The organism is Amycolatopsis sp. VC5-11 (assembly GCF_037034185.1).
In the GTDB taxonomy this organism is placed as follows: domain Bacteria; phylum Actinomycetota; class Actinomycetes; order Mycobacteriales; family Pseudonocardiaceae; genus Amycolatopsis; species Amycolatopsis nivea.
This window is the reverse complement of record NZ_JBAGKF010000016.1, coordinates 22,473-46,095: the sequence shown is the minus strand read 5'-3', so window position 1 is coordinate 46,095 and position 23,623 is coordinate 22,473. Positions and strand designations below refer to the sequence as shown.

Sequence of the window (23,623 nt, the reverse complement as noted above, 5' to 3'; positions counted from 1 at the left end):
TTTTTTCACTGCCGGGGCACCCAGCCTAGCCGGTGTGCTCTAGGCTCTGCTGCCGTGGCGAGGAAATGGGTTTCCGCGGCGGCGATCGCGGCATTGGCGGTGCTATCCAGCGCGAGTCCGGCGGCGGCCTTCTCCGGAACCGGGCGGCATTCCGAGAATGCGCAAGCGTCCCCCGAAGCGACTGCGGAAATCGCACTTAAACTGTTGCGCGACGGCGGCTTCCAGGTCACCGAGAAGGTGACTGTCCCCGGCGGACAGCGGCTGGTGTCCACCTTGCCGTTGCGGCTGCCCGCCGACGACGGGCAGGACCTCCGCTACACGGTGCGGGACGCGAAGGCCACCGGCGGCGGCGCCGTCGCGCAGGCCGACGACCAGTTGACGCTCACCTTCGGCGCGGGCGAATCCACCGTCGTCTACACCCTCGCCGGCGCCCTCGCCGACCAGGGCGGCGGCCAGCAGGTGCGCGCACTCGTCGCGGGCGGCTTCGACCAGCCGGTGAAGGAAATCAAGGCGTCCTTCCTCGCCCCGGCCCGGCAGATGGCGCCGGTGACCTGTTCGATCGGCGCGAACCAGCCGTGCACGCTGTCCGAGGTCGACCACACCGGCGTGCTGCGGCTGCAGCAGAACGATTTGCCGCCGGGCGCGCGGATGGAACTGTCGGTCGGACTGCCGCCGGGAACCGCACCGGCGAATGCCGATTTCGTGCCGGCCAGCGCATTGGCGGCGGCATTCTCGCTCACCTTGCCGTCCGTCATCGGCTTCGCCGTGGTTGCCGTTTTGCTGATTGCCGCCGCGCTATTCGTATGGCGGCGCCGAAAGCAGGACGAACTCGCGACCAGCACCGGCGATACCACAATTGAAGTCCTGTTGCGGGAAAACGGCCGAACTTGGTTCGCTTCTCCGGACGGGGTGCTTCCCGGGCAGATCGGCACCGTGATGGACGAGTCGGTGGACCCGGTGGACATCGCGGCCACCGTCGTCGATCTGGCGGTGCGGAATTACCTGTGGCTGGCCGAGCTTCCCGGTCCGGACTGGCAGATCTCCCGGCGGAACCCGCCGGACGAGCACCTGCGCGATTTCGAGCGGGTGGTCTACGAAACGCTGCTGCCGGAAGGAACCGACACCGTCCTGCTGTCCCGGCTAAGCGATCTCGACGCGGCACCGATCCAGGACTCCATGTACCGGGACGTCGTTGCCAGCCAATGGTTCTCGCGTCGTCCGGACACCTCGCGCGGGGTGCTGGCGCTGCCCGGCATCCTGCTGTTCGTGCTCGGCTTGGTCGCGACGGCGGTGCTTTCGTTCACCGTCGGGCACGCGCTGCTGGGCGTCGCGGTCGCGCTCGCCGGCCTGGGGCTCGCCGCGGCTCGCGCGCTGCTGCCCTCCCGCACCGCTCGCGGCCGCGCGGTCGCCGGCCAGATCCGCGGGCTGTTGCGCTACCTGCACCGGGTGCGCGCGGAAGACATCGAACGCCCGGCGGACCGCGAGATGGTGTTCTCCCGTTCTCTGCCGTACGCGGTGGTGCTCGGCGACACCGAACGCTGGCTCGGCGCGTTCGCCGACTTGGACCCGGACGCCGACGGCCAAGCCGGCCTCTCCTGGTACGGCGGCGTCGAACAGGACGACGACCTGCGTCGCTTCGGCCCTCGGCTGCTGGCCTTCCTGGCCGCGCTCAACCACGCGCTGACGAAGGAACCGTCGAAAACCGGGTCGTAGCGGAGTGCCAGACGGGAAGCGCTAGGCGGCTTGCAGCTCGTCGACCCGGGTGGTCCAGGAGCCGTGCGGTTCCAGCACGACGGTCCGGGTGTCGTCGTCGTGCCGGGTCAGGCGGACCACCAGGTGGTCCTCCGACAGCCGCTCCGCGCTGCCCTCGCCCCATTCGACGACCACGGCGGACGATTCCAGGTCGGTGTCCAGATCGAGGTCGTCCAATTGGGACAGATCGCCGCCGAGCCGGTACGCGTCCACGTGGATCAGCGGTACCCCGGCCGCCCCGGCGGCGTGCACCCGCGCCAGCACGAAGGTCGGCGAGCTGACCCGGCCGCCGACCCCGAGACCGTCCGCGATCCCTCGGGTCAGCGTCGTTTTCCCGGCCCCGAGCGGACCGTCCAGCAGCACCACGTCGCCCGCGCGCAGGGCCGCGCCCAGCGTCCGCCCGAAGGCCATCGTGTCCTCGGGGGTTTCCAGAATCACTTTGTCCACCACCAGTTTCGCCGGTTCGGCGCGGCGCTGCCACCACAGCGCTGCAGCAGGTCGATGAGATGGCTGTTCACCAGCTCGGGCTGTTCGAGCTGCACCATGTGCCCGGCTCCGCGCACGCGCACCAGCTCGGCGTCCGGCAGCTCGGCGGCGATGCGCTCGGCGTGCGCGAACGGCGTGAAGCGGTCCGAATCGCCGCCGATGACCAGCACTTGCGCGTGGTTCAGCCCGGCCAGCACCGCGTAGCGGTTGTGGCTGCCGAGGGTGTCCACGAAGTTGATCAGACCGCGCACCGGCGTCACCGCGAGCATTTCGAGCATGAAGTCGACCAGGCGCGGCGAGACGTCGCGGCTGCCGAACGCGAGGCGGCGCACTGCCTGCCGGGTCAGCTGACCGCCCGCCGCGCGAACGAACTCCACCAACCCGGGTTGCCATCCAGCCAGCTCGCCGACGCCGCGCGTAAGCGGGTTGTACTTGGACAGCAACGGCCTCGGCAACCCGCGCGCGCCGACTTCGCCCGCCGCGGTCGCGATGAAGGCGACGCCGCATACGCGGTCCTCGAAGAGGTCTGGCCGTTGCGCCGCCAGCTCCATGATCACCATGCCGCCCATGGAATGTCCCATGAGGACGATCGGCCCTTCGGGCACCATCGCGCGCAGCACGCTGTCGAGGTCGTGCGCGAGCTGTTCGATCGTCGAGGTCTCCGTGGACGCTTCACCGGACAGACCGTGACCGCGATGGTCGAAGTAGACCTGCCGTACGCGCGGCAGCCGCAGCGAGGCGACGTCGCGGCGTTGGAAGTGCCACGAGCGCCGCGAAAGCGCGAAGCCGTGTACGCCGACGAGAGTCAGCTCCGGCTGCTCGCCGTCCTCAGGATCGATCTCCTCGACCGACAGCGGCGTACCGTCTTCAGCCGCGACAGTGGACGTCCGGTCCGGCTTCAACTCGCCTAGCGGCTCGTCGGCGAACGGGTCCTCGGTCGGTTTGCGTTGCTGCGACGCGACAACTGCCGCTGCCGCACCCGTCACTACCGCTCCGACTCCGCCGACGATCGCCCACAGTCGCGCCGAAGGAGTCACGCCCGCTCCCCCACGTACCGGCGGTGTACGCGTGGCCGGTACATCGAGGTGACGATTTCGTAGTCGATGGTGCCGATCTTGTCCGCCCATTCGCGCGCGGTCGGCTCTCCCGAACGGCCCGGTCCGAACAGCACGACCTCGTCGCCCACAGCGGGCACGTCCTCGTTGCCGACGTTGACCACGAGCTGGTCCATGCAGACCCGCCCGACGACCGGCCGTCGCTTCCCGCCGAGCCAGACGTCCATCCGGCCGGACAGCGTGCGCGGCACCCCGTCGGCGTATCCGGCGGGCACGAGCGCGAGCGTGGTGTCCTCGTGCGCGGTCCAGGTGTGTCCGTAGGAGACGGATTCGCCTGCCGCCAGCGGCTTGGTGAGCACCACGGTCGACCGGAAGGTCATCACCGGACGCAGGTCGTCGTCGGTGGGCACCGGGTTGAGGCCGTACATCGCGATGCCCGGGCGGACCATTTCGAAGTGCAGGTCCGGCCTCGTGAGCGTGGCGGCGGAGTTCGCCAGGTGCCGGATCGGGTCAAGACCGGCGGCGCGGGCCGCGTCGTAAGCCTCGGCGAACAGCTTCGCCTGGGCGTCGATCGACGCGTGCCCCAGCTCGTCAGCGCAGGCCAGATGCGACCAGATGGCCACGACCTCGACGCCGCGCGCCTTGGCCGCGGCTTCGACCAGCTCAGGCCAGGCAGCGGGCGGGCAGCCGTTGCGGCTCAGCCCGGTGTCGATCTTGAGGTGCACGCGGGCGCGCTTCCCGGCCCGCTCCGCGGCGGCGTCGACCCTGGCCAGCTCGCCGAGGGAGCTGACGCCGAGGTCGATGTCCGCCTCGATGCCGGGCGTGAAATCCAGCTCCGGCACGTCCAGCCAGCTGAACAGCCGCACGGACAGACCCGCGGCGCGCAGGTCGAGGGCTTCGCGCAGCGAGCAGGTGCCGAGCCAGCTCGCCCCGGCCTCGACCGCGGCGCGGCCGACGGGGACCGCGCCGTGGCCGTACCCGTCGGCCTTGACCACGCACATCACGGCCGCGCCGGGGGCCCGGGCGGCCAGCAAGGAAACGTTGTGGCGCACTGCGCCGAGATCGACCACGGTCTCGGCGTGCGGAGAACTGGCAGTCATAACGACTGCCAGTTTCCCACGCTATCGGCTCAGGAGAGACGCTGCCCGGACGTGCCGGAGAACACGTGCAGCTCGTCCGGACGGATTCGCAGGTGCAGGGTGTCGCCCATGCCGGGGGGCGTACGCGGGTCGACGCGGGCGACCACGTTGCGTGACGAACCCTCGGCGCTCTCCTCGACGCCGGCGCCGAGCTTGCCGTAGACGTAGGCGTCCGAGCCCAGCTCCTCGACCAGTTCGACCTTGATCGGCAGCGAGCCGGTGGTGTCGGTGGTGACCTCCAGCGACTCCGGGCGGAAACCGATGGTGACCGTGTCGCCGTCGGCCGCGGACCGGACCTCGGGCTTGAGCGGCACCTGCACACCGCCGACCTCGGCGCCGTCCGCGGTGAGCTTCGCGGCGACCAGGTTCATCGCCGGGGAGCCGATGAAGCCCGCGACGAAAACGTTTGCGGGCCGGTCGTACAGGGCGCGCGGGGTGTCGCACTGCTGCAGCAGACCGTCCGACAGCACCGCGACGCGGTCACCCATCGTCATGGCCTCGACCTGGTCGTGGGTCACGTACACGGTGGTGACGCCGAGCCGGCGCTGCAGCGCGGCGATCTGCGTACGGGTCGAAACGCGCAGCTTCGCGTCGAGGTTCGACAGCGGCTCGTCCATGAGGAAGACCTGCGGCTCGCGCACGATCGCGCGGCCCATCGCGACGCGCTGGCGCTGACCGCCGGACAGCGCCTTCGGCTTGCGGTCCAGGTACTGCTCGATGTCCAGCAGCTTCGCCGCGTCGAGCACCTTCTGCTTGATCTCCGACGCGGGCCGCCCGGCGATCTTCAGCGCGAAGCCCATGTTCTGCGCGACCGTCATGTGCGGGTACAGCGCGTAGTTCTGGAACACCATCGCGATGTCGCGCGAACGCGGCGGCAGCTGGGTGACGTCGCGGTCGCCGATCCAGACCGCGCCGTCGTCGATGTCCTCCAGGCCCGCGAGCATCCGCAGCGCGGTGGACTTGCCCGAGCCCGACGGCCCGACCAGCACGAGGAACTCGCCGTCGGCGATCTCCAGGTCCAGCGCGTCGACCGCGGGACGCTCGGTCCCGGAGTAGCGCCGGGTCGCCTTGTCGTAGGTGATGCTGGCCATCGGTCAGTCCTCTCCCAATTTCGCGGAAACCCCGTGCGCGGCCTCGCGCGCCTCGAGGTGGCGTTGCTGGATCTCGATGCCCGCGGCGCGCAGCGCCCCGGTCGGCTCGCCCAGTTCGAGCCGGTTTTCAGTTCCGTGCCAGGTCGGCGGCTCAGCGGTGCCCGTGAGCGCCCAGGCGGCCTGCCGCGCGGCGCCGAGCGCGACGTACTCGCCGACCTCGGGGATCACGACGGGCAGCCCGAGCACGATCGGCGCGATCGCCCGCACCGCGGCGGACTGCGCGCCGCCGCCGATGAGCAGCACGCGCTTCACGGCCATGCCCTGCGCGCGCACCGCGTCGAGCCCGGCGGCCAACCCGCAGACCATGCCCTCGACGGTCGCCCGCGCGACGTTCTCCGGCGTCATGTTCGCCCTGGTCAGACCGTGCAGCGAACCGGTCGCGCCGGGCAGGTTCGGGGTGCGCTCGCCGTCGAGGTACGGCAGCAGCGTGAGCCCGCCCGCACCCGGTTCGGCGGACAGCGCGAGCCGGTCGAATTCGGCCAGGTCGACGCCGAGCATCGCCGCGCCCGCGGTGAGCACGCGCGCGGCGTTGAGGGCGGCGGTCAGCGGGAGGAACCGGCCGGTGGCGTCGGCGAATCCGGCGACCAGGCCGCTCGCGTCCGCCGCGCCGGTCTCGGTGACGCCGAAAACCGTGCCGCTGGTGCCGATCGAGATCACCGCGTCGCCCGGGGCCAGTTCGAGCGCGAGGGCGGCGGCCATGTTGTCGCCGGTGCCCGCGGAGACGAGCATGCCGTCGCTGGTGTGCCCGGCGACGTCGGACGGGCCGAGCACCGTCGGCAGATCCGGGGTGCGGCCGCCGAACGCGTGCGCGAGGACGTCGTGCCGGTAAGTGTTGTCCGTCGGTGAGAAATACCCGGTGCCGGAGGCGTCGCCGCGATCGGTCACCGCGGTTTCCGGGCGGCCGAGCAGCCGCCAGGTCAGCCAGTCGTGCGGCAGCAGAACGCGCGCGACGCAGTCGGCGTTCTCCGGTTCGTGCTCGGCGAGCCAGCGGAGCTTGGTGACGGTGAAGCTCGCGACCGGCACCAGCCCGACCGACTTCGCCCAGACACCGGGTCCGCCCAGTTCGTCGGTGAGGTCTTTGGCCGCCTGCGCGGAGCGGGTGTCGTTCCACAGCAACGCCGGCCGGACGACCTCCCCGGCCTCGTCGAGCGTGACCATGCCGTGCTGCTGCCCGCCGACGCCGATCGCCTTGACCCCGTCGAGCACGTCGCGAGTGGCGTCCGCAAACGCTTGCGCCCACGCTGCGGGGTCGACCTCGGTGCCGTCCGGATGCGGTGCGCGACCCGTGCGCACGACCTCGCCGGTGCGTGCGTCGCAGACCACGACCTTGGTCGACTGGGTCGACGAATCGACCCCGGCCACCAGCTCAGCTGTCATAGGGCTGCCCCTCCTCGACGTACTCCGCGGCCTCGACCGCCGTGCCTTCGTTCAGCGCCGCCTCGATCTCCTCGGTGGGAGTGGCTTCGCTGGTGATCAGGAGGTCGTAATCGCCGACAGTGCCGTGCGCGTACGTCGCGGTGCGGCCGAACTTCGAGTGGTCGAGCACCAGCACGTTGCGGTTCGCGGCGCGCAGCACGGCCTTCTTCAGCTCGGCGTAGTCGCGGACCGGGTGGAACAGCCTGCCCACCGCGACCGCGCTCACCGAGACGAACGCGATGTCCACGCGAATGCGCTCGAGCAGCGCGAGGACGTCGGGACCGGAGCAGGAGTCGTACTCGGGGTGGTAATGCCCGCCGGCGAGGACCACCTCGACATCGGTGCCCAGCAGCCGCGCGGCCTGCAGCGAGTTGGTGATGACGGTGAGGCGCTCGATCCGGGCCAGCCGCTCGACCAGCGGGAACAACGTGGTGGAGTCGTCAACGAACACCGCCTGGCCGGGCTCGACCTGCTGAATCGCGAGGTCCGCGAGGGCTTCCTTCTCGGCCGAGTGCAGCGTGAACCGGCTGGCGGTCTCCATGGTGAGCGCGGGATACGCCTCGACCTTGCCGCGCAGCTTCCGGAGCAACCGTTTGTCGGCGAGCTCGTCCAGGTCGCGGTGCATCGTCATGAGGCTCACGCCGAACCGCGCGGTGAGGTCGTCGATGCGGACTTCGCCCTGGTCAATGACGTAGTCGAGGATTTCCTGCCGCCGCTGCTCCACCGCGGCGTCGGACGGGCGCGTCTTCGGCCGTCCTGGCGTGTCTCGACTCACATCTTGTTCTTACCAGATATCGCGAGCCGAGTTAACACGTAACTCGATAACTATGCGGTCGCGCGAACCAATCGGAGCGCGGCGGGGATGGCGTCGACCAGACCCGACGCCGACGTCGGCACGTCATCGGCGGCGAGCGCCCCGGCCAGCGAATGCACCTGAGCAGCAGCCGCGGCGGCCAGCCACGGATCGAGTCCGGCGGCCAGCAGCGACCCGACCAGGCCGGTCAGCACGTCGCCGGAACCAGCGGTGGCCAGCCAGGAGCCGCGTGGGGTGTTCACCGCGACACGGCCGTCCGGAGCGGCGACGACCGTGCAGTGGCCTTTCAACAGCACAACCGCGTCGTACTTCTTCGCCGCTTCCCGCGCCGCCGCGACCCGATCCGTGCCTGGGCGGCGGCCCATCAGGCGTTCGTACTCGCCGGCGTGCGGGGTGAGCACGAGCGGAGTGTCCGGGTCGCGGGCGTCGAGGACTTCGGGAGTGTTCGCGATGATCGTGGTGGCATCGGCGTCCGCGCACACTGGGACGCCCTGGCCGAGGATGTGCCGCAGGATCTCGCGGCCCTCGCCGCCGGTGCCGATGCCCGGGCCGACCACCCACGCCTGCACCCGGCCCGCGTCGGTGACCGAGCCGGTCGCGACGATCTCCGGCCAGCGCGAGCGCACGACGTCCGCGGCGTGTCCGGCGTAGCGGACCATGCCCGCCGTCGCACGCACCGCGGAACCGGACGCGAGCACCGCCGCGCCGGGGTAGGTCGCCGATCCGGCCGCGATCCCGACTACGCCCTGGGTGTATTTGTCGTCCTCCGGACCGGGGATCGGCCACGCCTCGGCGACGTCGGCCAGGTCAAGGCGCTGCAGATCCGGCTCGTCCAGCCAGGGCCGCAGACCGATGTCCACCAGCACGACCTCGCCGCATTCCTCCGGGGCCAGCACGTGCACGGGCTTGAGCGCCCCGAAAGTGACCGTGCGCGCGGCGGTGACGTGCGGACCGTCGACCGCACCGGTGTCCGGGTCGACGCCGCTCGGCAGATCCACCGCCACTACCGGCGCTTCGATCCGCGCGACCAGCTCGGCCGCTTCCGGACGCAACGGGCCGCGAGCCGAAATGCCGACGATGCCGTCCACGACGACATCCGCCCGTTCGATCCACTGTGGACTGTCCGCTATGGACACCACGCGACCGCCGGATCGCCGCAGTGCGGCCAATCCCGCCGGATGAGCCTTCTCCGGCTTCAGCAATACCGCGGCCACCGCGACCCCGCGCCGACGCAGGAAAGCACCAGCCCACAAGGCATCGCCGCCGTTGTTGCCCGAGCCGACCAGCAGCACCACCCGCCGACCGGAGACACCGCCGGTGTCCTCGGCCAGCAACCCGGCCACCTCGGCGGCGAGGCCGAAGGAGGCGCGGCGCATCAGCTCGCCGTCCGGAGTGCGCGCGAGCAGCAGGTCCTCCGCCGCGCGAATCCGTTCTGTAGTCCAGATTCCCTGCACGGCGGCGGCTCCCTACTCCACGGTGACGGACTTCGCCAGGTTACGCGGCTTGTCGATGTCGTACCCGCGCGAACTCGCGATCTCCGCGGCCAGCACCTGCAGCGGCACGGTGGAAACCAGCGGCTGCAGCAGCGTCGGCACCGCGGGCACCTCGATGAGTTCGTCGGCGAACGGGCGCACGGTCTCGTCGCCCTCCTCGGCGATCACGATCGTGCGCGCGCCCCGCGCCTGGATCTCGCTGATGTTCGACACCAGCTTCGAGTGCAGCACCGCGCGGCCCTTCGGCGACGGCATCACGACGACGACCGGAAGGCCCTCCTCGATCAGCGCGATCGGACCGTGCTTCAGCTCGCCCGCCGCGAAACCCTCCGCGTGCATGTACGCGAGTTCCTTCAGCTTCAGCGCGCCTTCCAGCGCCACCGGGAACCCGACGTGGCGGCCGAGGAACAGCACCGCGCGCGAGTCGGAGATCCGCCGCGCGATCTCGCGGGTCGGCTCCACAGTGGACAGCACCTTCTGCACCGCGGCCGGCATCGCTTCCAGCTCGGCGAACTCGCGGGCGACCTCGTCCGGGTACTTCGTGCCGCGCGCCTGCGCCAGCGCGAGGCCGACGAGGTAGTTCGCGGCGATCTGCGCGAGGAACGCCTTGGTCGACGCGACCCCGATCTCCGGCCCGGCGTGCGTGTACAGCACGGCGTCGGACTCGCGCGGGATCTGCGCGCCGTTGGTGTTGCAGACCGCCAGGACGCGGGCCTTCTGCTCGCGCGCGTGCCGCACGGCTTCGAGGGTGTCCGCGGTCTCGCCGGACTGGGAGACGGCGACGACGAGCGTGTCGCGGTCGAGAACCGGGTCGCGGTAGCGGAACTCCGAGGCCAGCTCCACCTCGACCGGCAGCCGGCACCAGTGCTCGATGGCGTACTTCGCGACGAGCCCGGAGTGATAGGCCGAACCGCAGGCGATGACGAAGACCTTGTCGACGTCGCGCAGGTCCTGGTCGGAAATGCGCTGCTCGTCGAGGATGATCCGGCCGGCCTCGAAGTGCCCGCGCAGCGTGTTCGCCAGCGCCTCCGGCTGCTCCTCGATCTCCTTGAGCATGAAGTACTCGTGGCCGCCCTTCTCGGCGGCCGACAGGTCCCAGTCGACGGTGAACGGCTTGGCCTGCGCGGCGTCGCCGTGGAAGTCGGTGACCTGGTAGCCGTCGCGGGTGATGACGACCAGCTGGTCCTGCCCCAGTTCGACGGCCTCGCGGGTGTGCTCGATGAACGCCGCGACGTCGGACGCGACGAAGTGCTCGCCCTCGCCGACCCCGACCACCAGCGGCGACGACCGGCGCGCGGCGACGATCGTGTCCGGCTCGTCCGCGTGCGTCACGACGAGGGTGAACGCGCCCTCCAGCCGGCGGCACACCGCGGCGACGCTGGCCGGCAGGTCACCCTTGGTGTCACCCTCGGCGTAAGCGAGGGAAACCAGGTGCGCGGCGGTCTCGGTGTCGGTGTCGCTGGCCATCTCGATGCCCGCGGCCTCGAGCTCGGCGCGCAACGCGGCGAAGTTCTCGATGATCCCGTTGTGCACCACCGCGACGCGGCCGGTGGTGTCCCGGTGCGGATGCGAGTTGCGGTCGATCGGAGCCCCGTGCGTGGCCCAGCGGGTGTGGCCCATGCCCGCGGTGCCCTCGAACGCGTCGCGGCCGACCTCGTCGAGCCGGGCCTCCAGGTTGGCCAGCCGGCCGGCCTTGCGCTCGACGGTCAGCGCGCCGGCGCCGTCCAGCACCGCCACGCCCGCCGAGTCGTAGCCCCGGTATTCCATGCGGCGGAGCCCACCGAGCACGACGTCCAGAGCCGGGCGGTGTCCGACGTATCCCACGATTCCACACACGCGAACTAGCGTAACGAGACAAGTCCAGTCCCCTACTCCGGTCCCTAGAGCGGGGTTTTCAATGCCGCTGAGCTGGGCGGGCGACGTCCCGGACAACCGTTGACCGGGTCTTCGCGCAGTGTGGCGGCCGACCCCTAAACCGATCGGGGTGGCGCACCGGGCCGGGGAGGGGCACGGGCAGTAAGGTCACGCGCATGGCCAGCAAGCCCAAGCAGCTGCTCACGGAGCTGTCCCACCCGGGACCCCACGAGGTTGTGCGCGGCAACCTCGCCCTGGTCGGACTGCCCGGCGTCGTGTTCACCCCGCGCCAAGGCCTTGGCCTGCCCGCCATCGCGTTCGGGCACGGCTGGATGCAGCCGACTACCCGCTACCGGCAACTGCTGCACCACCTCGCGAGCTGGGGCGTGGTCGCCGCGGCCCCCGCCACCCAGCTCGGCCCGCTCCCGTCGCACCGCCTGCTGGCCGGCGACCTGCTGACGACGCTCGACGTCGTCACCACGGTCCGCCTCGGCCCGGACGGCATCAGCGTCGACCCGGAGAAACTGGGCCTGGCAGGCCACTCCACCGGCGGCGGCTCGGCAGTGCTGGCAGCCGCCCAGTCCGCCGGAGCAGGCGACGACGCCCGCCCGAAGGTCCGCGCAGTGGCGACGGTAGCCGCGGCACAGACCTTCCCGCCCGCGACGGACGCCGCGAAGCTGATCAGCGCCCCCGGCCTGCACCTGGCCGTGGACGGCGACCTGGTCGCCCCGGCAGTCGGTCACGCAGACGCGATCGCCCAGGCGTGGGCCGGTCCGGTGCAGCTGCGGACGCTGGCGAAGTCATCCCACCTCGCGGTGACCGAGGGTCGGCACTGGAGCCAGCTGCTGCTGCAGGGCAAACCGCAGCGGGCGACTCAGCAGCTGACGAAGGCGCTGTTCACTGCGTTCTTTCTCACGCATTTGACCGGGACGGACAAGTACCTGCCGCTGCTGGACGCGGATGTGAAGCGGGCGCCGATCGAGGTTCCGGAGGACGAGGAACCGGCTGCCTGATCAGGTAGCCAACCAGTCGGTGTTCGTGAAGTCGTCCTCGTCGTGGTGCACGCCGCGACGATGCCGCCCCGACGGAGCCGCGGGCGGTGCCGGAACGGGAGCCGGCGGAGGCGTGCTCGGCCGCTGCGGAGCAGGCTCGGCCGCCGGGTAGTCAGCGCGACGTTCCTTCTCCGCTTCGTCGTCTTCGAAACCGAAGCTGACCTCGCCCTTGGCCTTGTCGCCGACCGTCGACTCCATCACCCAGCCGCCGGCCTTCGCCGCGCGACGAGCACTCTCCTGCACGCGGACGATCACCTGGCCGACCGTGCGCAACTGCTTGTCGCTGGCCTCTTTGCTTTCCTTGAGGTCTTTCCGGACCCGGCTGCCGATCAACGCGAGCCGTTCCTCCGCCTCGCGTTCGATCTGAGCCATCTTGTGGCGGAATCCCGCCCCCAGGTCTTCGCTGCTCACCGCGTCCTCCCCCGTCCTAACGGCCAGGCTGATCGTCGTCGAGCAACGACCCGCTGATCCGGTTCGAGTTGGACTGCGAACCGAAAAGACCGCCGTCGACCCGGTACGCGCTCGACGAACGTTCCTGCTCCTGTCCGCCGCCCGGCGCGTTGCCGAGCCCGCCCATCATGCCCCCGCCCATCATGGCCGGAGTGCCGGAACCGGTCGCGTCGTGGTGCACCGGCGCGGTACCGAGCTGCGAGGTGTCGGTCGGCGGAGCGTCGCCTGCCGAAGCGGCCATCGGGTCGGCGGTGTCGCCGAGGCCGTCGTGCGGAACGGTGCCGATGCCGGGGTCGGAGGAGAACGGGTCGAGCACCGATTGGGCGGTAGTCGACTCGTCCGGTCCCGACGCCGCCGCGGCGGGCGCGCTCGCTGGCTCGTGAGTCACCGGCAGTTCGTGCGACGGCGGCTGGCCCGGGACGATCCGGTGCTCCTGCGCAGCGGGCTGGTCAGGAGCAGCCTGGTGGCTCTGCGCGGCGGGCTGCTCGGGAACGACCTGGTGGCCCTGTGCGGCGACCTGGTCCGGGACAGCCTGGTGGCTCTGCGCGGCGGGCTGCTCGGGAACGACTTGGTGGCCCTGTGCGGCGACCTGGTCCGGGACGGCCTGGTTCGCGGCAGCGGCGACCGGCTGGCCCGCTGCTGCCGCTGCGTCCGGCACCGGCGTTCCGGGAGGCGTCGGTCCGCCCGGCGTGGCCTGCCCGCCGACCGCGGCTCCACCGCCGGCAGTGTGGCCGCTGGGGTTGAGCGCACCGTCGTCACCGAGGGTGTACTTCGTGGGATGGCCCGAGCCGTCGTCGATCGTCACGACCGTCGGGCCGTCGGCTCCAGACGGCCGTTCGGCCACGATCGACAGCTTGCCGTCCTGGATGTGGATCTTGCCGTCCGGACCCGGCTGGTACTTCTGCGCGCCGTCCTGGTTCTTCGCGGCGTCCTGGCCCGGGGTTCCGTCGTGGCCCTGGCCGGTCCCTTGCGCACCGTCGTGGCCCTGCGGTCCGAACCCGGTCGCTGGGTCCGGGTGCTGCTGCCCGGGCACCGAGGTCCCCGGCGGCTGCGTCGCGTCCGGCTTTGCCTGGTCGCCGAAGTCGAGGTCGTAGGTCTTCTGCTTGCCCGTGCCGTCGTCGACGCTGATCCCCATGTGCCCGTCCTTGCCGGGTTCGGACATGGAGATCTTGTGCCCGTCGTGCTCGACGGTCATCGTCTCGGGCTCTTCGGGCTTGAGCGCCGCGCCCGTCTTCGGGTCGATCGGATACGGCTGCCCGGTCTTCGGATCGACCTCGAGCGGCTGGTGAGTGACCGGGTTGAGCCCCTCCGCCGACTGCGGCTGGGTTTGCGGAGTCTCCGGCATCTTGGGCGTCTGCGCCGCGGCCGGGGTCGGCCCGGAGCCGCCGGTGCTCGGCATTCCCGAGTCCTTGCCACCGCCGCCGGAGGACGACGGCGTGGTCTGCTGGCCGCCCCCGTCGGACTGCTTGCCGCCGCCCTGGTCAGCGGGCTTCGACGACGTGGTGAACAGATCCTCGCGAGCCTTGCCCAGCGAAGCGCCCAGCTCGTTCCACACCTGGTCGACGCTCGTGCGCGTGTGCTCGCAGACCTGCTGCCAGTTCGTGACGTGCTTGTCCATGAACCCGCAGAACCCGGCGAGCCACTTCTTGGCCCACTCCTGCCCGGCGTCCTTGGTGTCGTCGCCGAGGTCGCACTTGTCTCCGTTGACGGTGTTCTTCAAGTCTTCGGGCATGAACCGGACGAAGTGCTTGAAGTCGTCGTCGCTCGCGTTGCGGCCCATCTCGGCGACCCGGATCAACCGATCGATGTCGCCGGGCGAGAACTGCCCCTTGCTGGGGTACTCGGTGATGTAGTACTCCTGCAGCCACTGGCATTTCGCCCGGATCAGCTTCGCGATCGAGGCGATGCTGCGGTCGATCAAGCCCGCCCCGTCCTTCAGGGTCTGCTCGACGGCCTTGGTGCCGTCGGTGATCCCCTTCCAGGACTGCTGAGCCGAATCCCGCGCGTTGCCCGACCAGTTGGCGAACACGGTCGCCATCCGGTTGTCCTGGTCGGCCGCGGCGTCCACAATGGACGCGTTGACGTCCGTCAATTCCTTGGCAGCGGCCTTGAACTTGTCGAACGGGATGTCCCGCTGCTCGTCGAACGGGTCGCCGACGTGCGGCTGGAACGGGTGCTCCGGCAGGTTCTGCGCGACGAGACCGCGGGCGCGGTTGTAGAGGGGCAGCAGGTTCCGGAACGGCTGCAGACCCGAGACGCCGAGGTCGAGGATCTCGTTGGAGTTCGCGACACCAGGGTCGGTGTCAGTGTTCTTGGCCCCTTGGTCCTTCAGCTTCTGCTTGTCGCCGTCGACCGCCTGCTGCTGCTTGTCCTGCGCCGCCTTCGCGCCTTTGTCGGCGTCGCCCTTCGCCATGCTGTACCACTTGTCGACGTCGCCAGCGCTCGACGTCTCCCAGTCCATATCCCCTTCGGAGATGTTGAACCGCTTCTTGTAGAAGTCCCGCCAGTGGTTGCGGTCCTCGTCCCCTTGGAAGCCGTAACTCTGCGCGTCGCCCTCTTCTTCTTCGTCCTCGACGTAGTCGAAGTAGCGAAGCGCCAGACCCCGTTTGGTGTTATCGGGAACGCTGGGGTCGTTCATCAACTGCTGGAACTCTTGGAAGGACGGGATAGTCCCGTTGCGCTCGGCCATCAGCGTTTGCCGCTCTTCGTGATGGAGTCCGAGCTGCTCGCCTCGTTGGCGGTGTACTTCTTGCTCGCCGACCCGAGGTTGTTCCCGAAGTCCTCAGACGCCTTCACATAGCTGTCGACGCATTTGCCGACCGCTTCGATGCCGGTCTTGTACAGCTGGAACGAGCCGTGGTGCTTGCGCCCGAAGTCCGCCTCGGTGATCTGCATCTGCTTCAACGCGGGCAGCGTCGTCTGCAGACGGTCCTTCGCCGCGTCCCGGACAAATCCGCCCGCCGTTTCCAGCATCTGCGGATCGACGTTCTGTCGGTTCCCCACGCTCGCCCCTCCTCGACTGCCGAGTTCTTCCGGACCTTGGACGCACGGAAGCCGTCGGCGGTGCCGGACACTCGTCTACGGAATGTACCCGGAGAGTGACGAGGGGCGCAGCGATTCGGGCAGTTCGGTCAGGAGACCGCGGACACGACCCCAGCCAGCCGGTCCGCCGCGGCCTGGGCCGTGGCGTGAGCCGGGGCTTCCACCATGACCCGCACCAGCTGTTCGGTTCCCGACGGGCGCAGCAGAACCCGCCCCTCCTCGCCGAGCTCGGCTTCGACCTCGCCGACCGCGTCGCGGACCTCGGCCGAGCCTGCCACCGCCGCTTTATCCGCGACCGGGACGTTGACCAGGACCTGCGGCAGCCGGTTCATCACCGCGGCCAGTTCGGCGAGCGGTTTGCCCGTCGCGGCCATCCGGGCCATCAGGCGCATCGCGGTCAGGAGGCCGTCGCCGGTGGTGGCGTGGGCGGGGAGGACCACGTGGCCGGACTGTTCGCCGCCGAGGGCCAGGCCCGAGGCGCGCAGTTCCTCCAGCACGTAGCGGTCACCCACCGCGGTCGTGACGACTGTGATGCCGTGTGCCTTCATCGCCAGGTGCAGGCCGAGGTTGCTCATCACGGTCGCGACCAGGGTGTCCTTCACCAGCGCGCCCTCTTCGGCCAGCGCCAGCGCCAGGACGGCCATGATCTGGTCGCCGTCCACCAGTTCGCCCGCGGCGTCGACGGCCACGCAGCGATCGGCGTCTCCGTCGTGGCCGATGCCGAGGTCGGCGCCGTGTTCGACGACTGCCGCGCGCAGCAGGTCAGGGTGGTTTGAGCCACAGCTGTCGTTGATGTTGATGCCGTCCGGCTCCGCGTGCAGGGCCACGACCTCGGCGCCTGCCCGGCGGTACGCCTCCGGGGCGGCCGCGGACGACGCGCCGTTCGCGCAGTCCACCACGACCTTCAGGCCGGCCAGCGGATGCGGCGTCGCGGCGACCAGGTGCTCGATGTACTTGTCGAGCGCGTCCGGGACGTCGGTGACGCGGCCGACCCCGTCGCCGGTCGGGCGGGTGACGCCGGTCGCGTCGAGGCCGGATTCGATCTCGTCCTCGATGCTGTCCGGCAGTTTGTGCCCGCCGGCGGCGAAGAGCTTGATGCCGTTGTCCGGCATGGGGTTGTGCGAGGCGGAGATCATCACGCCGAGGTCCGCCTCCAGCGCACCGACGAGGTACGCGACGGCGGGCGTCGGCAGCACGCCGAGCCGCAGGACGTCCGCACCGGCCGACGCGAGGCCCGCCACCACGGCGGCCTCCAGCATCTCGCCGCTGGCGCGCGGGTCGCGGCCGACCACGGCCACCGGACGGTGCGAACGGTCGTGCGCCGCCAGCACTCGGGCGGCGCTCGCCGCGACCGACAGGGCCAGCTCCGGGGACAGGTCGGCATTGGCCAGACCGCGTACCCCGTCGGTGCCGAACAGTCGAGCCATCTCGACCTCCTTGTCCCTTGATTCACCGGCCTCGGGGCGCGCCGGGCCTCGACAAACCTAGCGCCGGACCCGGCAGGGGTGATCCCCTGCCCTACCCCAAGACAGTCGTGCCGGCGGCGGAAAACGCATCAACCAGCCCGGAAAACGCCGGAAGCGCCCATCCGATGGACGGATGGGCGCTTCCGGGGTTGCGCCAGGCGCGAAAATCAGCGCTTGGAGTACTGCGGGGCCTTGCGGGCCTTCTTGAGGCCGTACTTCTTCCGCTCCGTGGCGCGCGCGTCACGGGTCAGGAAGCCGGCCTTCTTCAGGGCCGGGCGGTCGTCGGCGTCGACCTCGACCAGCGCACGGGCGATGGCGAGACGCAGCGCGCCCGCCTGGCCCGAGATCCCGCCGCCCTTGAGGTTGGCGAAGATGTCGAAGGAGTCCGGCTTCTCGACGGTGACGAGCGGCTCCTTGATGAGCTGCTGGTGCACCTTGTTCGGGAAGTACTGCTCGAGCGACTTGCCGTTGAGCTTGAACTCACCGGTACCCGGCACGACGCGGACGCGGACCACGGCCTCCTTGCGGCGGCCGACCGTCTGCGCGTTGCCACCGGCGGCACGCGACGGGCGCGGGGCGGCGGCGGACTCGCTGGTCGCCACGGCCTCGGCGGGGGTCTCGGTCGAAGCGACGACCTCGGTCTCGGTGCTGGTCAACTGTTCCTCACTCACTGCGCGACCTGCGCGATCTTGGTGATCTCGCGCGCCTGCGGCTGCTGCGCGGCGTGCGGGTGCTGCGGGCCGGCGTACACCTTCAGCTTCTTGGCCATGGCGCGGCCGAGCTTGTTCTTCGGCAGCATGCCCTTGACCACCTTCTCAACGAGGTGCTCAGGCTTGGTGTCGAGCAGCTCGCCGAAGGAGCGCTTCCGCAGACCGCCGGGGTAACCGCTGTGCCGGTACGCGAACTTCTGCTCGCGCTTGTTACCGGTGAGAGCGACCTTCTCGGCGTTGACGATGATGACGAAGTCACCGGTGTCCACGTGCGGGGCGTAGGTCGGCTTGTGCTTGCCGCGCAGCAGCGTGGCGACCTCGGTCGCGAGCCGTCCGAGCACGACATCCTCGGCGTCGATCACGTGCCAGGCACGAGTGACGTCGCCGGGCTTGGGGCTGTACGTGGGCAAGGGTCTACCTCGTCGTCATTGCGTGTGGGTAATGTGCGGGCCGAGCGCTGACGCGCCGCAACGCACAACGACATATGAAGATACCCCTGTGGTCCCGCCTCTTGTGCAGCGGGGGTGCGAAGGCGCCTCGTCGGCCGGTCACAGCGTACCCGACCGGTTCCCGGAACCACCACGCCGCCGCGCGGGTCGAACCAGGATGAGACGATTCCGACGCGCGAGCACGACGAGCACCTGGGGACAGCAGTTGAAGACACGAGCGAGGACGATCCGAGCCGCACGGACAGCGGGAGCCGTCGCCGCCGTGCTGGCTCTCGCGACCGCGTGCGGGCAGGCCCGCGCCGGCACCGCGCTGCCCGACGGCGACCAGGCCGCCGCGTACGTCGGCGCGAAGTTCGAGAAGGCCATGTCGAAGCTCGCGGACACGATCGTCGAGCCGCGCAATGTGACCAACTCCGCGGACCGGTACTTCAAGTTCGACGACAAGTACCTGCACAACATCGTCACCTCCGCGCGCACCGGCAGCCCGGAGAGCCGCATCGTGCACAACCGGTCGCAGAAGAACCCCAACGAGTTCCTCGACTCGTTCACCCCCGCCGACGGCGCCGTCGAGTACCTCTACCTCGGCCCGGCCTACAAAACGCTCGCGCCGACGCCGTGGGTGTCGATGCCCAAGCCGGAGGCCGGGCTCGTCCAGCCGTGCGCGTGGGGCGGGGTGCAGATTGCGTGCAAGATGGGCGACGCGGTCGACAGCGCGTACAAGGCGGACAAGAAAGCGCTGCGCGGCGCCAAGAGCTCCGCGGACGGCACCGAGCAGCTGACCGTGAACGTGCCGTTCCCGATCTTCCTCGACCGGCGCGTCGAACTGCTCCCGGACAAGGTGCTCAACCAGGTCGGGCCGGAACTGCGCAAGGCCGTCGTGCCGAGCACGATCACGCTCAAGCCGGACGGCTCGCTCGCCGCGTTCACCATGGGAGCCAAGTTCGAGGGCGACGGGCACAAGGTCGAACTGCGCTACGAGTTCAAGTTCACCGGAGAGGCCACCTCCTCGGACCTGCCGACGGTGCCGGACGCCTCGCAGGTCACCGTCCTCGCGGACGACGCGGCCAAACAGGACTTCTACCGCAGGCTCGGCGAACTGCAGGGTCGCTGATGCGCGCCCTTCCGCCGATCGATCTCCGAGGTGAGCACTGATGACCCAGCCTCCCGACCAGTACCCGCAGGGGCAGCCGCAGTGGTGGCAGCCGGGGACGAACGCGCCGCAGCAGCCGGGTTATCCGTCCGGAGTGGACAGTTCGGGCCAGCAAGGGCAGTGGGCGCAACCTCCGGCGCAGCAACAGTTTCCGCAGGGGCAGTACCCGCCGGCGCAGTATCCGCAGCAGGGTTATCCGTCCTACGGTCAGCCGCAGAGCCAGCCGACCCCGGCGCAGCAGCCGTCGGGAGGAAACCCTTACGGCGGCGGGTTCCAGCCATCCGAATACGGCGGGCTCGGCGCGTTTTCCGCTGCCAAGCCGGGAAAACCGCGGTCGAAGAAACCGTTCCTGATCGCCGGAGCGGTCGTCGTGGTGCTCGCCGCGGCGGGCGGGATCGCGTGGGCGACCGGAGTGTTCCGCGGGGACACCCTTGACCAGAAGTCGTTGCAGGAAGGCGTTTCCCGGGTTCTCAACGAGAGCTACGGCGAGCCGGACGTGAAGAACGTCGCCTGCCCCTCCGGCCAGACGATCGAGAACGGCACCACTTTCGACTGCACAGTGCAGGTCGGCGGACAGCCGAAGAAGGTCACCGTGCGCGTGCTCAACGACAAGCCAGAATATTCCGTCGGCGCTCCGCACTGAGCAGCGAGGGTCGTTCCGGAACCGGAGCTTTCAGCCGGGGCAGCGCACTCGGCGGCTAGCCAGAATATTCCATCGCCCCCCGGCGAAAGCCTTTCCCGAAAACGAAAACGGCGGGCCGACACCCGAAGGTGCCTGGCCCGCCGTGGTTTCGGAGCGTGGCTCAGAACAGGTTCTGCACCGAGCGGTCCGTCGCCGTGTAGCCGTCCGCGATCTGCGGCAGCACAGCGGCGATCTGCGCGAGAAGCTGACCGAACTCCTCGAACTTCTGGTTCCACTCGTTCTGGGCCTGGTGGTACTGGTCCTTCGCTTCACCGGTCCAGCTGTTGGTCAGCGGAGCGAGGTCGCTCTGCAGGTTGTCGAAGAGGGTGCGCAGCTCGCCACCGGTGGCGGTGCAGTCCTCAGCGGCGCGGTGGATGGTACCCGGATCAACAACAATGCGGCCGTCAGGCATGTCGAACTCCTGTCAGAAGAAAGAATGAAAGATGGAGGCGAATCTGGAACGGAAAAGAACTGGATCAGCCGAGAACGCCGAAGCCCTTGTTGAGCGAGTTGATGTGCTCGTGCTGAGCCGCTTCGCTCTTGGCGTAGGTGGATCCCGCTTCCTGGAGCAGCTCACCGATGCGGTGCAGCGCGTCGTTCAGGCCGCGACCGCAGTCGTCAAAGCGGCGCATGACGTTGTCGAAGGCACGCTGGGCGTCGCCTTCCCAGCCCGCGCGGGTCGCTTCGATGTTGGAGCGCAGGTCGCTCAGGTTCTTGTTCATCCGGCTGGTCGCGTCGACGACGCGCCCTTCCGCCGCGGTGAATTCCTTCGGATCCCCAGTGAAACCGCCAGCAGCCATGGGAGCTACCCCCTTCGTCAGTGGTTGTGCGCGCCGGCTGGTGTTTCCGGCACTGCACCTACGACGAAGACATTGCCAGTTCGGTTCACACTTGTCGCGACTTCTTCGCAAGTAGTTGCTTGCGTGAACGCGCCATCAGGGAACCGGTCGGCAACGGGCGGGTGAACGGCGTGCCGGCGACCCCGAAAAAACCTTGTCCACCAGCGTGGTTAGCACACGCACAGCCGGTTCCCGGAAACTTTCAGGAGTCCCGGCTCATGATTCGCGACTGCGAAAAGTCCTCATCCTCTTCACTCGTCCGTGTCTGTTCGGGCGGAATCTCCGGACGAAGGGGAACCGGCTCGGGCGCGACGGGCTCGGCCGGCATCGGCAATCCGCGGGCCGCGCGGAACCGGCGGGCGGCCCCGCGCAACGCGGACGGCGCGGGTTCCGCGGCGCCGGAAAGCCGCCGCCTGCCGAACTCCTTCAGCAATTCCCGGTTCTCATTGCGGTGCCGTTCGCTGCGCGCGAGCGCGGTGCCCGCGACGCGGCGCGAGAAGGTGACGGCGTCCTGTCCGGCTCGGGTGAAGGCCGCCGGCGCGGATTCCGGTTCGGAGGCCACAGATGCTCCTTCAGCTGGTGATCTTCAGCGTGCGCACCACTTGCTCGCACGCGGCGTCGACGCGCTGCTGCACCGCGGGTGATTGGTACTGGCAGCCGACGTGCACGCGGATCCGGCCCTGCACGAGCACATACCAGCGGACGGTAATCCGTTCCGGTTTGCTCTCGACGTAGCCGATCACGTTCCGGCCACCGTAAGTCAGATCAGGCTGGAACGCAGTGTAGTTCGCGTTTCCGCTGACCCCGGACCGCAAGGCGTCGACGAGTTTCTGCCGGTCGGCCGTCGCGTCGTAGTCCATCACGAACTCCTGCGCGAGCACGAGATCGTTGCCCTTGGCGGCGTCCTGCGGGTGCAGGATGACCTGCCGGTCGGCGACCTCGTCGGTGGTCTGGATCCAGTCGTTCGGCGCGACGAGGCTGAAGTCGTACTGGGAGAACGAACGGCCTTGATCCGAGCTGTCCCCCCTGCTGACGAAGTACCCGACGCCGCCCGCGATCAGCGCCACGACCGCCACCGCCGCGGTGATCAACCACAGCCGACGACGTTTCTTCGCCTTTCCGCCGGAGTCGCCCACGGCGTCCGCGCCGGGAGCGGCGAACCCGCCGTTCGCGGAACTGTTCTGCCCCAACGAGTTCTTGCCCGGTCCAGTCTGCAATGGACTCGGCCCGGCGGGCACCGCGACGCCGAACGGCGCGCTTTGCGGTCCCCTGGCCGGATCGGCGGGCGAGAACCCGCGCGGCGGCAACGGCTGCGCCGGAGCGCTCCGCGGCGGCGCGTTCAGTGCGTTCGGCGCCGGCGGCGGACCGCGGCGGATCGGCGCGTCTCCCCGGACGATCTCGGTGCGGTGCTCGGAGTGCCCCGGGATCGACGAACCGGGCAGCACGCCGGTGCGGTCCGGTTCCAGCAGCACCGCCCGGAGCGCGCCGCGTGCCACGACCGTCTCGGGCTGGTCCAGGCTCGTCGGCACCACGCCGGTGCGCTCGTGCACGAGCCGGGAAATCATCGGGATCCGGCTCGAACCGCCGACGAGGAAGATCGCCGCGAGCTGTTTGGGGCGCAGGCCGGAGTCCGCGATCGCGGCACTGGTCAGCTCGACCACCCGGCCGAGCGGAGCCGCGATCAGCCGTTCCAGGTCCACCCGCGTCACGTGCGCGTCCGCGAACGGCGGGGGCAACGGCACATCGGTGTACGTGTGCCGCGACAGCGTTTCTTTGGCACCGCGGACGTCCTGGCGCAGCACCCGGCGCCGCCGGCGCTCAGCCAGCTCGCGGCCTTCGACGAGTTGCCGCCACGCCTGCGGATCCGTACCGGACACCAGCGACCCGACGTGCTCCAGCAACGCCTGGTCGATGTCGGCCCCGCCGAAGCTCGGATCGCCTCGCGTGGCCAGCACCTGGAACCCGCCCCGCTGCGGGGGCGCACCCGGCACGCGGGCCGCGCGCGCTGCCTCCGGCGACCGCTGGACGACGCTGACGTCGACCGTGCCGCCGCCGAGATCGAGCACCGCCAGCGCGTCGCCAGGACGGCCGGAGAACTCGACCGTCCGACCGCCCGGCGAAACCTCCGGGGCGAAGGTGGCCGCGTGGTACACCGCCGCGGCCACCGGTTCCGGCACCAGCGCCACCTCGCGCGCCAGCCTGCCCGCGGCCTGGCGCAGCAGCCGGGTGCGGATCGCGCCCCAGTCCGCCGGGTGGGTGAGCACCAGCAGGTCCACCTCGACGTCGCCCGCGACGCGCCGCGCCTCGGCGACCGCCCGGTCCAGCACCGCGTGCACGACGTCGATGACCCGCAGCACCGAATCGCCGAGCAGCAGATCGCCCTCGTCGATCCGCCGCTTCGGATTCGGCTCGTACCGCGACGGGTCGACGGCCGCCTGCCGCTCGGCCTCCTGGCCGACGAACAGGGTGCCGTCGGACGCCGCGTACACCGCCGAGGACATCAGCGGCTGCCCGTCGATCACCACGACCTGCGGCTCGCGGCCGTTGACCGACACGACGACGCAGGTGCTCGAGGTCCCGAAGTCGACCGCGACCCGCACCGTCACCGGGCACCCCTTCCGTC

Annotated in this window: 22 protein-coding genes; 4 read left to right on the top strand and 18 right to left on the bottom strand. The window is 70.1% G+C overall.

From position 1 onward, the window contains the following. Positions 1-54: 54 nt before the first annotated feature. A complete protein-coding gene (locus WA670_RS34450) occupies positions 55-1,713 on the top strand; it encodes a DUF2207 domain-containing protein (RefSeq protein ID WP_336160406.1) in 1,659 nt (552 codons plus the stop codon). A 21-nt stretch (positions 1,714-1,734) separates the two neighbouring features. On the opposite strand, the gene tsaE is transcribed toward WA670_RS34450, so the two are convergent. From tsaE to glmS, 8 genes are read right to left on the bottom strand one after another with little or no spacing between them, the layout of a single operon-like run. Then, positions 1,735-2,190 carry a tRNA (adenosine(37)-N6)-threonylcarbamoyltransferase complex ATPase subunit type 1 TsaE gene (gene tsaE / locus WA670_RS34445; RefSeq protein ID WP_275291651.1) on the bottom strand — a complete coding sequence of 152 codons (456 nt, stop codon included), beginning with the start codon at positions 2,188-2,190 and terminating at the stop codon, positions 1,735-1,737. Next, positions 2,187-3,275 (bottom strand): alpha/beta fold hydrolase, encoded by a 1,089-nt coding sequence (locus WA670_RS34440; RefSeq protein WP_037816232.1) that lies wholly within the window; start codon positions 3,273-3,275, stop codon positions 2,187-2,189. The genes tsaE and WA670_RS34440 overlap by 4 nt, the downstream gene beginning before the upstream one ends. After that, positions 3,272-4,393, bottom strand: a complete 1,122-nt coding sequence (gene alr / locus WA670_RS34435; RefSeq protein ID WP_134731500.1) for an alanine racemase — start codon at positions 4,391-4,393, stop codon at positions 3,272-3,274. The genes WA670_RS34440 and alr overlap by 4 nt, the downstream gene beginning before the upstream one ends. 29 nt (positions 4,394-4,422) lie before the next feature. Continuing rightward, positions 4,423-5,523: an ABC transporter ATP-binding protein gene (locus WA670_RS34430; protein WP_134731502.1), complete on the bottom strand. Its 1,101-nt coding sequence runs from the start codon at positions 5,521-5,523 to the stop codon at positions 4,423-4,425. A 3-nt stretch (positions 5,524-5,526) separates the two neighbouring features. Continuing rightward, positions 5,527-6,960 (bottom strand): xylulokinase, encoded by a 1,434-nt coding sequence (gene xylB / locus WA670_RS34425; RefSeq protein WP_336160404.1) that lies wholly within the window; start codon positions 6,958-6,960, stop codon positions 5,527-5,529. Then, the gene (locus WA670_RS34420; protein ID WP_336160403.1) at positions 6,950-7,774 is read right to left on the bottom strand and encodes a DeoR/GlpR family DNA-binding transcription regulator; all 825 of its coding nucleotides are present in this window, start codon (positions 7,772-7,774) and stop codon (positions 6,950-6,952) included. The genes xylB and WA670_RS34420 overlap by 11 nt, the downstream gene beginning before the upstream one ends. A gap of 50 nt (positions 7,775-7,824) precedes the next feature. Further along, complete coding sequence (locus WA670_RS34415; protein ID WP_336160401.1) at positions 7,825-9,267, bottom strand: NAD(P)H-hydrate dehydratase; 1,443 nt, start codon at positions 9,265-9,267, stop codon at positions 7,825-7,827. 12 nt (positions 9,268-9,279) lie between these two features. Beyond that, positions 9,280-11,142 (bottom strand): glutamine--fructose-6-phosphate transaminase (isomerizing), encoded by a 1,863-nt coding sequence (gene glmS / locus WA670_RS34410; protein ID WP_037816238.1) that lies wholly within the window; start codon positions 11,140-11,142, stop codon positions 9,280-9,282. A gap of 194 nt (positions 11,143-11,336) precedes the next feature. On the opposite strand from glmS, the gene WA670_RS34405 reads away from it, so the two are divergent. After that, complete coding sequence (locus WA670_RS34405; protein ID WP_134731510.1) at positions 11,337-12,173, top strand: dienelactone hydrolase family protein; 837 nt, start codon at positions 11,337-11,339, stop codon at positions 12,171-12,173. Here the strand turns inward: WA670_RS34405 and WA670_RS34400 are convergent, their stop codons facing one another. The 6 genes from WA670_RS34400 to rplM all read right to left on the bottom strand — a co-directional run bounded on the left by WA670_RS34400 (position 12,174) and on the right by rplM (position 18,290). Further along, on the bottom strand, positions 12,174-12,623 hold the full coding sequence (locus WA670_RS34400; protein WP_336160399.1) for a hypothetical protein: 450 nt from the start codon (positions 12,621-12,623) through the stop codon (positions 12,174-12,176). A gap of 16 nt (positions 12,624-12,639) precedes the next feature. Continuing rightward, on the bottom strand, positions 12,640-15,351 hold the full coding sequence (locus WA670_RS34395) for a WXG100 family type VII secretion target (protein ID WP_336160397.1): 2,712 nt from the start codon (positions 15,349-15,351) through the stop codon (positions 12,640-12,642). Further along, entirely contained in the window at positions 15,351-15,665 is a 315-nt protein-coding gene (locus WA670_RS34390; RefSeq protein WP_235146890.1) for a hypothetical protein, read from the bottom strand. Before WA670_RS34390 ends, WA670_RS34395 begins: the two co-directional genes overlap by 1 nt. A 128-nt stretch (positions 15,666-15,793) precedes the next feature. Next, positions 15,794-17,131: a phosphoglucosamine mutase gene (glmM, locus tag WA670_RS34385; protein WP_037816242.1), complete on the bottom strand. Its 1,338-nt coding sequence runs from the start codon at positions 17,129-17,131 to the stop codon at positions 15,794-15,796. Positions 17,132-17,337: 206 nt separating this feature from the next. After that, positions 17,338-17,826, bottom strand: coding sequence for a 30S ribosomal protein S9 (gene rpsI / locus WA670_RS34380; RefSeq protein WP_037816243.1), 489 nt, complete (start codon positions 17,824-17,826; stop codon positions 17,338-17,340). Positions 17,827-17,837: 11 nt separating this feature from the next. Then, on the bottom strand, positions 17,838-18,290 hold the full coding sequence (gene rplM / locus WA670_RS34375) for a 50S ribosomal protein L13 (RefSeq protein WP_009072361.1): 453 nt from the start codon (positions 18,288-18,290) through the stop codon (positions 17,838-17,840). A gap of 301 nt (positions 18,291-18,591) precedes the next feature. On the opposite strand from rplM, the gene WA670_RS34370 reads away from it, so the two are divergent. Next, on the top strand, positions 18,592-19,440 hold the full coding sequence (locus WA670_RS34370) for a hypothetical protein (protein WP_093572674.1): 849 nt from the start codon (positions 18,592-18,594) through the stop codon (positions 19,438-19,440). A 40-nt stretch (positions 19,441-19,480) separates the two neighbouring features. Next, on the top strand, positions 19,481-20,122 hold the full coding sequence (locus WA670_RS34365) for a DUF4333 domain-containing protein (RefSeq protein WP_336160394.1): 642 nt from the start codon (positions 19,481-19,483) through the stop codon (positions 20,120-20,122). A 160-nt stretch (positions 20,123-20,282) separates the two neighbouring features. Here WA670_RS34365 and WA670_RS34360 read toward each other — a convergent pair whose 3' ends face one another. The 4 genes from WA670_RS34360 to WA670_RS34345 all read right to left on the bottom strand — a co-directional run bounded on the left by WA670_RS34360 (position 20,283) and on the right by WA670_RS34345 (position 23,606). Next, complete coding sequence (locus WA670_RS34360) at positions 20,283-20,573, bottom strand: WXG100 family type VII secretion target (RefSeq protein ID WP_037816245.1); 291 nt, start codon at positions 20,571-20,573, stop codon at positions 20,283-20,285. A 64-nt stretch (positions 20,574-20,637) separates the two neighbouring features. Then, entirely contained in the window at positions 20,638-20,961 is a 324-nt protein-coding gene (locus WA670_RS34355; RefSeq protein WP_009072357.1) for a WXG100 family type VII secretion target, read from the bottom strand. A gap of 241 nt (positions 20,962-21,202) precedes the next feature. Continuing rightward, entirely contained in the window at positions 21,203-21,562 is a 360-nt protein-coding gene (locus WA670_RS34350) for a hypothetical protein (RefSeq protein ID WP_037816246.1), read from the bottom strand. A gap of 10 nt (positions 21,563-21,572) precedes the next feature. Further along, entirely contained in the window at positions 21,573-23,606 is a 2,034-nt protein-coding gene (locus WA670_RS34345) for a type VII secretion-associated protein (RefSeq protein WP_336160391.1), read from the bottom strand. Positions 23,607-23,623: the final 17 nt, after the last annotated feature.

Excerpts from the sequence above, each read along its gene's own strand:
- alr (WP_134731500.1), bottom strand. The coding sequence starts at position 4,393 with ATGACTGCCAGTTCTCCGCACGCCGAGACCGTGGTCGATCTCGGCGCA.
- WA670_RS34430 (WP_134731502.1), bottom strand. The coding sequence starts at position 5,523 with ATGGCCAGCATCACCTACGACAAGGCGACCCGGCGCTACTCCGGGACC.
- xylB (WP_336160404.1), bottom strand. The coding sequence starts at position 6,960 with ATGACAGCTGAGCTGGTGGCCGGGGTCGATTCGTCGACCCAGTCGACC.
- WA670_RS34405 (WP_134731510.1), top strand. The coding sequence starts at position 11,337 with ATGGCCAGCAAGCCCAAGCAGCTGCTCACGGAGCTGTCCCACCCGGGA.
- WA670_RS34395 (WP_336160397.1), bottom strand. The coding sequence starts at position 15,351 with ATGGCCGAGCGCAACGGGACTATCCCGTCCTTCCAAGAGTTCCAGCAG.
- glmM (WP_037816242.1), bottom strand. The coding sequence starts at position 17,131 with ATGGCTCGACTGTTCGGCACCGACGGGGTACGCGGTCTGGCCAATGCC.
- WA670_RS34365 (WP_336160394.1), top strand. The coding sequence starts at position 19,481 with ATGACCCAGCCTCCCGACCAGTACCCGCAGGGGCAGCCGCAGTGGTGG.
- WA670_RS34360 (WP_037816245.1), bottom strand. The coding sequence starts at position 20,573 with ATGCCTGACGGCCGCATTGTTGTTGATCCGGGTACCATCCACCGCGCC.
- WA670_RS34355 (WP_009072357.1), bottom strand. The coding sequence starts at position 20,961 with ATGGCTGCTGGCGGTTTCACTGGGGATCCGAAGGAATTCACCGCGGCG.